The organism is Vibrio sp. 10N.261.55.A7, assembly GCF_002877365.1.
GTDB lineage: Bacteria > Pseudomonadota > Gammaproteobacteria > Enterobacterales > Vibrionaceae > Vibrio.
Window position 1 is genome coordinate 1 of the sequence record NZ_MCWZ01000016.1, and the last position, 12,467, is coordinate 12,467.

General features: G+C 47.2%; 3 protein-coding genes. All 3 read right to left on the minus strand.

The window, feature by feature from the left end; all coding sequences use genetic code 11:
* Window positions 1-178: 178 nt before the first annotated feature.
* Window positions 179-910 carry an SDR family oxidoreductase gene (locus BCU12_RS01810; protein ID WP_102402694.1) on the minus strand — a complete coding sequence of 244 codons (732 nt, stop codon included), beginning with the start codon at window positions 908-910 and terminating at the stop codon, window positions 179-181.
* A 91-nt stretch (window positions 911-1,001) separates the two neighbouring features.
* Window positions 1,002-1,229, minus strand: coding sequence for a hypothetical protein (locus BCU12_RS01815; protein ID WP_102402695.1), 228 nt, complete (start codon window positions 1,227-1,229; stop codon window positions 1,002-1,004).
* Between the two features lie 414 nt (window positions 1,230-1,643).
* The gene (locus BCU12_RS01820) at window positions 1,644-12,461 is read right to left on the minus strand and encodes a cadherin-like domain-containing protein (protein WP_133153795.1); all 10,818 of its coding nucleotides are present in this window, start codon (window positions 12,459-12,461) and stop codon (window positions 1,644-1,646) included.
* Window positions 12,462-12,467 lie beyond the last annotated feature (6 nt).

Sequence of the window (12,467 nt, forward strand, 5' to 3'; positions counted from 1 at the left end):
ATTTGATCAACAACGCCCCAAAACCCTGTACATATAATCAGTTCGGTGTAACACCTGTACGTTAGGTCAAAAAGTAAGCTTGCTCGCTTTAAAAGAAAGTGAAAACAGAACCAAAAAGGTTGGCAAATGCCAACCTTCTTAAATCCATTTCTATAAGTGGTTACTTATCGCTAATACGTTATCGACCACCAGCAATATCGATAAAAGAACCCGTCACAAATGATGCATCACCCGACAGTAGCCAAGCGATCGATTGCGCCACTTCCTCTGCCGTCCCGCCCCTTTGCATCGGTAGACTCGGCGCAAGCCTATCCACCCTATTAGGCTCGCCACCATCAGCGTGCATCTCGGTGTAAATACAACCTGGGCGAACGCCATTCACTCGAATACCTGTTGCCGCAAGCTCTAACGATAGTCCCTTAGTAAGTGAATCCATCGCGCCTTTGGAAGCGGCATAATCCACATACTCAAAAGGGGCCCCTGTTCTCGAAGCCGCAGAGGAAACGTTCACAATAGCTCCCTCGCCTTGCGCCTGTTTTATGAACGCTTTACAACATAAAAAACAACTCATTACATTGGCGTTCATGACTTTTTGAAAGCGTTCTAGGCTCACATCACTTAAGACGGATTGAGTGAACAGGATGCCCGCATTGTTCACCAAATGCGTCACTGTGCCCAATTCTCTATTGACGGCATCAAACATGCTATTAACCGCCAATTCATCTGACACATCAGCCTGATACGACATGGCTTTTCCACCGTGTTGCTGTATTTCAGCAACAACCTGTTCAGCCAGTTGTTCACTTTTGAGATAATTGACACAAACTGCGTAACCATTTTGAGCTAACAATTTCGCGGTAGCGGCGCCAATTCCCCTGCTTGCACCGGTAACGATAACAACCTTGTTCAAATTTAACTCCTTTTAATCAATAGCTTGCTTTAATAGTTTAAAACACCTTAATGTACCAAAAACCAAACACCGCGTTAAAAACCTGAGTCTACTAAGAATAACGTATCTCTTTCTCAATAAAATCCGACTCACTGTACCAACTCACACCGCCCACATACCCTTGTTCAATGAGCAGTGCGTCTATATCCGCGGCTAAGCGTGCGTTCATTTTTAGCCAACCATCAGTCTCTTCAAGCCCACCTGCGCCCACTAATCGGTCTAATAGTTCAGCAGCAATCTCTCTTGCCTCATCATCAAGCAGTAAATGGATATGGTTCATTTCTAGTTTCCTTTCACAACACATGAAATAACTCGTAAATCAATGTTGCCGTTGTCCTCTAAATTAGTAAGAGGTTAATTGAGACGTAAGTAAGGCTATCACTATACAAGAGCCTTAGACATTTGAAACTCGTAAGCGAGTAATAACACAAGATAAACGAATACAGCCGCACTCATTAAAAGTCCGCTCAGCAATACGCTTGCTTGAAGATTGGCTCAACGAAGGGGGCAAACATTGCGCGTTAGAACCTATAAGTAACGCAAGCAACAATGAGGTCAAAAGAGAACAAATCTGAATAATAAAGCTCTGAACAGTGAAACTCCGAGGTATTAAGATCCAAGGAATAAAGCTTAGAGGAATAAAAGACAATGACACCGATAAAAAAGCGGCCTTAACAACTAAGGCCGCACTTTCTTATATTTCGTGGATGATGATCTGCTGGTCTATCAACGCCGTCAAAATATCATTGGACTCAGATCCACCAAGAGTCAGCTGTGGAACCAAATCTTCAACTAAAATAGTCTGATCTTCAGCCCCTTCACCATTCGGGTGGATATGCAGCTCGATATTATTCCCATCGATTGAAGCTTCAACATGGCCTAACAACGTATCCATATTCACATCTTCCATGCGAAGTTCAGGAAGCACTTCTCGAAGATCGATCTTGTCTCCTTCATCGACATGGAAATCCGTGATTTTGTCGACAGCGCCATTATCAATGTCATGCCACACAAACGTATCCATTCCCGCTCCACCGGTAAGAACATCGTAACCAGCACCGCCATCAATCACATCATTACCATCGCCACCGAGCAAGGTATCGTTGCCGTCTCCACCTTGTAGTTCATTGTGACCGCTGCCTCCTTCCAATCGATCGTTTCCAATGCCTGAAAGAATTTGGCTATCGTCACCATCTCCTAACACAAGCTGATCGTCATCCTTATCACTGGCATCGATAATACTCGTATCCGCAATGACTTTAAGGTTGAGTACCACTGGGTTAGAAAGCGCAACATCACTGTTTGACTCAGTAGATACCGCGGTCACAGAGATTTGATAGTCACCGGCTGGGGAATCTTCAATTTTTAGCGTAGCCAATTGTTCTTCAGTGACAATCCAATCGCCCGTTGAGTCGTCAACATCACCGGCTTCGCTCGTCAGTTTGGCACCGTCATGCAACCCCGTAATTTTCAACGTCAACGTTTCTCGGTTATCGGTTAACGCGGCCAATAGCCCGACAATCACAATGCCATTGGCACTCGCCGTTTCACTTGCGGTGATGTTTTTGATGTAATTCAAGGCTGGGTCAACCGTCAACGTAGGTGCGTCGGCCACGGGTGTCACCTGAATCTCATACCGCATCGGTTCAGTAGTAATGACGCTACCAGACGGGAAACCGCTGTCTGTCGCCACAACGATAAGCTCAATATTACTTAGGTCTATATCAGCGGCATCAATATAAACACCATTGGGCGCTGCTGGCGTATCAATGACAGCGTTAAGCTCGGCTAAGGTACCAATTAGCGCGATGCTACTCGTTCCTTGCCCTGTGACAGAAATCGACGAGCCAACCGGAACATTGACCGATAAAGACCCGCTATTCACCGTAAGGTTGACGGTCATTAATTCGTCAGCATAGTCGCCAACATAATCAGGGTCACTGATGTTAATACCGCTGATCAATTGATCGCTAGCTTCATCGACCACATGAGTGACATGGCCCCCGTCAATCACTGGCGTATCATTCACGCCCTCAACAACAAAACTGACTTCAGCCGAGTCTTGCAGAGGGTCAGGATCGCCATTGCTTGTGCCATTATCTTCAACGGTGTAGCTTATCTTAACGTTCCCGTTAAACTCGTCAGCGGCAGTAAACGTCCAGTAAGTGCCATCGTCACTTGGGACTAAATCCCCCTGCCCTTCAGCAATGGATACACTCGTGACTGTAATCGCATCGCCTTCCTTATCATTAGTTGCGTTGATAAGGTCTTGCTTATAGATGATGACCTGCCCCTCTTCGAGAATCACACCATAATCAAGATTAGACGCTTCAGGTTGATCGTTCACATCGGTGACACTAATTTGGAAAGTGGTTTGATTGGTCGACGACGTCGCCACATCATTTTCATCAATGAGGCCATTATTTCCGCCGTCACTGACCAATGCTGTCACCGTCACAGGGCCTGAAGCGTTTCCGTCATTACTATCTAAATCGGGTTTGAAGCTCACTTGATCAGCACTTAACGCTTCATTGATTTCATCCACAGTACCAATCATGGTGAGATTACCATCGCTATCAAGCGAGAAATCAACACTCTCAGAATCAACAAATATTAATTCACCTTTATCAACACTAAGCACCAGTGTGTACTCTGCATTTGGATCATCAAAGGTGGCATCAACATCCGCGATCGTGAAGGTGTTAATGGCAACGGCGTTGTCTTCTTTCGTTTCAAGATCGCTCACGTTAACAAACGTGGGTTGGTCGTTCACCGCATCAATAGTTAAAGCCACATCAAAGCTGCGCGGTGGGCCTAAATATTCATTGTCATCCGCATCTTTATCTACTGATTGAACCGTGATAGTCAGTGGTGCATCAATACCCAGTGCATTGCCATCGTCACTATTATGCTGGCCTGAATTAAAGACAATTTTATCCAGGTTCTGCGCCAGTACATCCAGCGTCCAGGTATCGGTAGCGGCATCGTAAGTCGCCGGGGTGGTGCCATTTGGGTACAAGATTGTGGCATCTTGCGGAACGCCAGTCACTTCCACTCTGATGACTTCAGCGCGGTTTTCTATGTAGCTGCCTTGCCCAGTGACAACCTCCGTTCTATCAATGATCGACGCATCGATATCAATATCAATGTTCATCCCTTCTAAGCCAGAAATAGCATCGGTTGCATCAATGTCTACCTCATCCCCAACAGGCGTCACATTCAGCACAAACGTGGGTAAACCTTCAACCGCGGTTGGCTCTGCAAGCAAGGACTCTTGAGTAAACACCACAATACCAAAGTCAGCGCTACCACTGAAGTTTTTCGGTGGAAGGATGGATATGGCGCCGAGATCAAGCGTACTTCCGGCATCGGAAGGTATATTCACACTCCAAACGCCATCGCCATTGTTTTTCACGGCGTAACCAGAGTCGGCCGTGAGCAAGAACCCATCGGGCACATCGACAAACTTCATCGACACAAACGACTCCGACCCATCGAGATCAGTCAACGAAATGGTCACAGGAGAAAGCGCCCCAAGCGAAACCGCCGTGTCTTCCAGCGTTGTCACTTCAATTGCCGTTTCTCCATCCTCAAGACCAACGACATTGACACCATCAAGTACAGGCACAACCTCAAAGCTGACTTTGGTTTCAAACGTATCGGTATGCTCTGCAAATGTATCGGGGTCGAACTCGTTAAACGTCGCTTTATCAACAACGGTTCCCGAAACATTGATGGTCACTTCATTTTTGTCATCAGCACCTGGGTAGTTCTCTTTAGCTCTAAACAGCACGTTATCCAACGCGCCAGCTGCGATATCGCTTTGGTCGAACGTTAATTCTGGCCCGATAATATCGCCATTACTGTCATAGAATGCGCCTACGTCACCTTCTACCGTCAAGGTAATACTGGAAAGTGATTCCTGACCGCCTTCAATACCTGACACGGTATCGGCAAGCTGATAACCAAAATCGAGTTGAATGTAGCTATCTTCATAACCCACAGTATCTGGCTCATTATTCTCATCACCATCAAGGTCCATGGGAACCATGTCGTCATCCAAAGAGCCCAGTACTTCAAGTGTAATGCCTGGATTATTGCCATTCACATCGGCAATCGGATCCACTTTCACCACCACATTTCCTTCAGCAACATTGGTGTCGCCAGACGTGGTGTCTTTAGTGATCACCTTAATGGGTAGTCTGAAATCCCCTGAATAGTCGTTAGGCAGCGTTAAGTTAAGGCCAGTAAAAGATTCAACAACGCCACTGTCAGAAATGTTCGTTTGGAATACGAACTGGCCATTAATAAAGTCGACCTCCGCACCCGAGAGCGAAATAGGATATTCTTTTGAGCCAATCATGACTGAGTCATCAATGACGATGGTGACTTCATCTGCAGAAGTATCGCCAGTAGGTGCTGTTAATGTGATGATGGCGTCTAGCTGCTCACCCAAATTAACAACCTTGTCTTCTGTTGCCGTCACAACACTGTTTTCAGTAATCTCAATGTCGGCCGCTTTCTCATCCCCAGAAACAACCGATTCAGGAAACACGAGCGAAACAGAGCCAGATCGTTCAGCTTCAGGCGAACGTTCATTCGTGTCTTCGCCTTCATCAATGACTAAAGTTTCAATCACCATCTTGATGTCGTTGAGATTGTTCTCTTCACCAGCATCGTCTGGCGGGAGTGTTAGACCGTTCGGGGCGCTCACACTAAAGGCGGCTTCATCGGTGATGATCCAACGTCCATCCCCTTCGTAGGCCGCGCCAGTCACCAGCAGTTGACTCACAACCGCAGCGCTGAGTGGCGTGCCATTGCTGTGCATGAGCTCGATGATGACATCACTGATCACTTCATCTGAAGACGCATCGGTTTCGTTGTATCGAATGACATACTCGCCATCCCACGCTTCGTTATTGTCGTCATCCAATGACTGGTTGTCGCTGTTGGTGGTGAATCGAATCACGCCATTATCATCAGCATAAATCGTTGAATATTCTGCGATTCCATCTTCGTCTGTCACGCCAAGGTAATTGCTAGGCGTATCGCTATCACTGTCATCAACCTCAACGATAGCACGCACCACAACCTTCACTTCCCCAGTCAACGTTGCGGTAACACGACCACCTTCACCAATAATGTCATCACTGGTGTATTCATGATCGCGCTCTTCAATGTCAACTTTCGTATTCAGAGTAAAGTCTGCACTGGAATCTTTCGGCGGAGTGATCTGAATAAAGTTGCCTTTAAGCGATGCCTCGGTAAACGCTTCAGGTGTCATTCCATCCGGTTTGATGGTTAACACCTGAGTTAAGCCATCATCAGAATCAACCACTTCCCATGCCACTAGGGCATTATTGACAATGACCTCTGCATCTTTCGGAATGTTTTCGATCGTGATCGCTAGGAAATGTTCATCTTCATCAAAGTAATCATCACGTTGTGGATGCCAATCGATGTTGATGGGCTGATCTTCATTCCCGACGGATTTGCTATCGTAATCCAATGTCGTGTCGATGACAGGCGCAACATTCACCCTCACTTCCTGATCAAAGCTGATCACGTGCCCATCATTCTCGGTAACAATGACCGTCGCCTTGATATGAATGTTTTCTGTCGAAGAGTCGATTGGGCGAATCAATATCCCTGAGTTTGCATTGAATCCAGAAATGTTCGCTTCGTAAATCGGCTGATGGTTATCGTCATAACCAATGAAATTAATATCGACTTGCGTACCGTCGCTGTCTTCTATCACGACCCCTTCTGGTATATTTGATAGAAGCACAGTGATCGACTCTGAACTATCAAACGGCTTGTTGAGCCGTTCGCCAGAGATAACCGAGAAATCAAGCTCGGCATAATTGTTGCCATCGTGACTTTCGAGAATACTGGTTTGAACGCCTCGAACATCACCATCAACAAACCCTTCCCAATGGGAACCAATCGTTGCGCCAATTGGAATATCTGCGACCCCTTTGACCTCTACATTGACCGTTTTCGTACCTAGGTCTTGTTCATGGACATGAACCGTTCCGTCTGACAAAGTCGCACTGTCTTTGACCACGCCAGTCACACTGAACGAAAAGTCTTTATTACTGTGTTTTTCAGGAACAACATCCACGTTGGATAACTCAAGATAAGGAATCTCAAGGTAGGTCACACCATCGATTTCAACCTCAACAATCTGGCTATCACCCGCGCCAATCCACTCTAGCTTGGCATCTTCTGTAACCTCTGAAATACGCACAAACAACACTTCAGATCCATCCGTATCCAATGACGGATTCATGGTGATCACTTCATCTAAAGTGAATTCGTTGTAGTTAGGTTCGCTGCCGACATAATCTGGATCAGCGATGTTGTCTTCGTTAATTTGCGCACGTTGCACGCGGAAAGAGCCCGCGTCAGCACTTGGGGTGACATCTATAATTAACTCTTGTGATGGTGAACGAGCTTCTGATTTGTCGTTCACTCCATCGTTATACGCATTGGAACGCTCTTCTGTTATTGCCGTCGCCTCGAATCGAATCTGTCCAGAGAAATTATCAATTGGGTTGACTTCAATTCGATTGATGTCGCGAGATTCAATGATATATACGCCATCAACTGGATCAATAGGATTGCCATTACGATCCAGAAGCTCAAACTCCCCTTCTCCTTGCGTCACTTTGAGTTCGTAAGTGATGGTTTCCGGGCGACTGGTGTCTTGGGTTTCAGCCCTTAATTGGAGACGAACATTGCTGTCATCTTCTTCAACTTCATAGTAATACGTGCTGCGATCGTCGTTCCAATCAGCAATATCCGCCACGCTTTTTATTTCAATTCTAAAGTTGGAATCAATGGTGTGGTCAGGCACCTCATTGTTATTAATCTCTAACTGATAATCGATTCTTACGCCACCACTACCCGATGAATAATGACGGTCAGGGACAAAATACAGGTTATCAATCGTCGCAATGGTATTCGCACCAATTTGAGTCGGAGTCTGCTGCAGGGAATCGCCACCAAAGACGATGTTTCCAGTGGTAGGATCGGGTTCCAGCTTGTGGTATTCCCCATCCTCTAAGAAATAGAAAGTACCTCTATGGTTGCCATCTTTAATGGTGAGAGAGCCGATTTCTTCTTTGTTATCAGCATCAAATAAATTGACCTGAAGCGATACCTTCGCAGGGCTGTCGGCTAAGTTATCTTGGTTGTCTTGTGTTTTCTCAAGCTCAGGTGCGTCTCCATCGGCGTAAGTGATGGAATCATCACGGCCAGCATCTTCAAACGTGACCACTTTCAGAGAGATAGGGCGCGACTCTTTATCACTGATCGAAATGTCCAATGGCGCGACCGACGTATCTAAGTCGCCATCTTTGGCCGTTACATTGATCGTGAAGTTTATTTCATCCCCATCATGCTCAAGATTGCTGTTCGCTCGAAACTCCACTTCACCGTTAGAGTTGATTCTCAAAACCCCGAGTTGACGTGTATCCTGCCCGCCTGAGTCATTGTCTGTTTGCTCGTAGACACGGATATTCTGGCGACCTTCTCGCAGATCAACAAACTCGGTGAAAACGCCTCTTTGACCGCCAAAGACTATCGTTGCACTATCCTCTGTTGTCCCTTCAATCTTGGTGAGCGAGGCGGTGTCTGCACCTTCATCGGTAGCGGCGTCAAACATGATGACTTTGCTGCCACCAAAACCTTGTCCTTCAACACGGCTTATACTTTGTTCGCTGGCTAAAGGGACATCATCCACAATCGTGATAGGCAAAGTGATTTTGTCGGTGCTGTCTTGGTCAAAGTCAGTCGCAACAATAGAAAAGTCAATCTGTAAGGTGTCTGGCGTGTCATTGACCTCGTTATTCGCGACAGAATGATCAAGGTTGCTTAACAACTCAAACTCGTAACTGTTGTCAGAAGTATCAAAGGTTATGGTGAAGACAGGTGTTCCTGACTCTGTTTTCGCCGTGTAGCTAAAGGATGTGCCTGTTTGTGTTGGGGTGTCCCACGTAAGCGCCTCACCGTTACTGGTGAGTCCATCAAGCGTTTCATCCGCATCAACAAGCTCGTACTCCACCACTCCATCGGCACCTTCATCAATCGTAAAGAAGCCCGATATGCTGGTATCCTCCGTTTGATCTGAGCCAATATCAACCAAGTCATCTTCATCAACCTGTGTCTCACCCGTTGTGCCAGTACCGATAAATGAAGGCTTATCGTCAGAAACGTCTATCTCGAGGTCAATGCCCTCAGAATAATCTCCGTCCGCGTCTTTCGCGACAACATCAAAGGGGATCGATAAATTATCGGTATCATTAAGGTGGTCCATCGATTCCAACAGCGTAAAGGTATAAGCCCCTTCACTGGTGAGTGATAAAGTAAAAATGACCACGCCATTCGCAACACCCTGATAGTTGTTGGTCGTCGCCGTACCCGTAGTCTGAGAGATGACAATGGGCTCACCACCAGAGAATAAGCCACTAGCGGTGTCTGATGTATTTTGCAGTTCATAGGAAACGACACCATCGGCGCCTTCTTCCGTGACAAACTGACCGGATGCTTGAGGAGAGCCTAAGCTGAGTCCATCTTCCAATACGTCAACGTCGCTGGTATCAGTGATGCCTTCGATAACAGGTACATCGTCGACAATACTCACTTTCAGTGGTTTCATCTCAGAGCTGCTTGTATCCGTATCTATCGCGTACATAGGCAAGTTAAAGCTGAGTGTATTGTTTTGCTGACCATCGGCATGATCCAGCGCCTCTAATAACGTGAAGGTATAGCGGCCTTTGTCGGTGCTCGTCGCGTTACCGTAATTATCAAAACTCAGAGTGAAGATTTGCGTTTCTGGTTCATTGCCGTCTTTGGTGAAACCGACATACTGCCCTGAGTCTGCTGGGTCTTCACGCAGCTGAACCGCCAAATCATTGGAGGTCAGCGTTCCGCCCGCATTGAATTCAGCAACGGCAATCTCAAAGTAGCTAATATCATCGCTGCCTTCGGTGTAATCAATCGATGCAGAAGTACTGACAGGTGCGATGGTTGGGTCTGAGCCGTCGCTGAGATTCGTTTCAGACAAACTCACGCTTGGCACAGTATTGATGATCGGCTCATCGCCATCACTAATGGTGATGGTCACACGAGAAGCCTCGACGTCTTTATCCCCATCGCTCGATGTCGCCACCAGTGTTTTGACGATGTTTGCAACGCCACCGTTGCCATCTGAATGGTCAAGATCTCGGTTTGGCTCAAAGCGAACATCACCGTTGATATTCAGGTACAGCGTGCCTTCGTCCACATCAAAGGATTGCTCGCCAGTGAGTGTAGGATCGAAGCCAACGACATCATTGCCGTCGTAACTGTACTTTGTCACTGTCGCCCCATCGGCGCTCTGTGCTTCAAACACATTGACGGTGCCAGTACTCGGCGCAGTGGCTCCGTTAGTGCCTGCAAGGTTATAGTCCGCAAGGCTTGGCTCGGTGATGGTTAGGCTGCCGTTTGTCATCAATTGAGCGTCATCTTCAATCGTGACCAACAACGGCTTCATCACTGAGCTGCTTGTGTCCGTATCTATCGCGTACACAGGCAAGTTGAAGCTGAGGGTATTATTTTGCTGACCATCGGCGTGATCCAACGCCTCTAATAACGTGAAGGTATAGCGGCCTTTGTCGCTGCTTGCGGCGTTACCGTAATTATCAAAGGTCAGGGTGAAGATTTGCGTTTCGGAGTCATTGCCGTCTTTGGTGAAACCGACATATCGCCCAGAATCTGCTGGATCTTCACGCAGCTGAACGGCCAAATCATTCGAAGTCAGCGTTCCGCCCGTATTGAATTCAGCAACCGCAACCTCAAAGTAGCTGATGTCATCGCTGCCTTCGGTGTAGACGATAGACGCAGAGGTACTAACGGGGTCGACCGTTGGGTCTGATCCGTCGCTGAGATTCGTTTCTGACAAACTCACGCCTGGCACAGTATTTATGGTCGGCTCATCGCCATCGCTAATGGTGATGGTCACGCGAGAAGCCTCGACATCTTTATCCCCATCGCTCGATGTCGCCACCAGTGTTTTGACGATGTTTGCAAAGCCGCCATTACCATCTGAATGGTCAAGATCTCGGTTTGGCTCAAAGCGAACATCACCATTGATATTCAGGTACAGCGTGCCTTCGTCCACATCAAAGGATTGCTCTCCAGTGAGTGTTGGATCAAAGCCAACGACATCATTGCCGTCGTAACTGTACTTTGTCACTGTCGCCCCATCGGCGCTCTGTACTTCAAACACATTGACGGTGCCTGTGCTTGGTGCAATGGCTCCGTTTATGTCATCAAGGCTTGGTTCTGTGATGGTTAGGCTGTCGTTACGCATCGATTGAAGATCGTCTTCAATCGTGACCATCAAGGGTTTCATCACTGAGCTGCTTGTGTCCGTATCTATCGCGTACACAGGTAAGTTGAAGCTGAGGCTGTTATTTTTCTGACCGTCTTCGTGATCCAGCGCCTCTAATAACGTGAAGGTGTAACGCCCTTTGTCGGTGCTCGTCGCGTTACCGTAATTATCAAAGGTCAAGGTGAAGATTTGCGTTTCTGGGTCATTGCCGTCTTTGGTAAAACCGACATACTGCCCTGAATCTGCTGGGTCTTCACGCAACTGAACGGCCAAATCATTCGAGGTCAGCGTTCCGCCCGTATTGAATTCATCGGTTGCAATCTCAAAGTAGCTGATGTCATCGCTGCCTTCCGTGTAGACGATAGACGCGGACATGCTAACGGGATCGACCGTTGGGTTTGAACCGTCACTTAGATTCGTCTCTGACAAACTAACACTTGGCACAGTATTGATGACCGGATCATCGCCATCGGTAATGGTGATGGTCACGCGAGAAGCCTCGACATCTTTATCCCCATCACTTGATGTCGCCACCAGTGTTTTAACGATGTTTGCAAAGCCGCCATTGCCATCTGAATGGTCAAGATCTCGATTTGGCTCAAAGCGGACATCACCAGCAATGGTGAGATACAGCGTACCTTCATCAACGGTAAACGCTTGCTCTGTGGTGATGTTAGGGTTAAGTGCCACCGCGTCGCCACCATCGTAGCTGAACTGGGTGATGATAGCCCCATCCGCACTTGGGGATTCAAATACATTCACGGTGCCAGTGCTTGGTGCAATGGCTCCGTTTATGTCATCAAGGCTTGGTTCTGTGATGGTTAGGCTGTCGTTACGCATGGATTGAAGATCGTCTTCAATCATGACCATCAGCGGTGTCATTTCTGAACTGCTCGTGTCCGTATCAATCGCGTACACAGGTAAGTCAAAGCTGAGCGTGTTGTTTTGTTGACCATCGGCGTGATCCAGCGCCTCAAATAACGTGAAAGTGTAACGCCCTTTATCGGAGCTCGTGGCGTTACCGTAATTATCAAAGGTCAGGGTGAATATTTGCGTTTCTGGGTCATTGCCGTCTTTGGTGAAACCGACATACTGCCCAGAGTCTGCTGGATCTTCACGCAGCTGAACGGCCAAATCATT

Excerpts from the sequence above, each read along its gene's own strand:
- BCU12_RS01815 (WP_102402695.1), bottom strand. The coding sequence starts at position 1,229 with ATGAACCATATCCATTTACTGCTTGATGATGAGGCAAGAGAGATTGCT.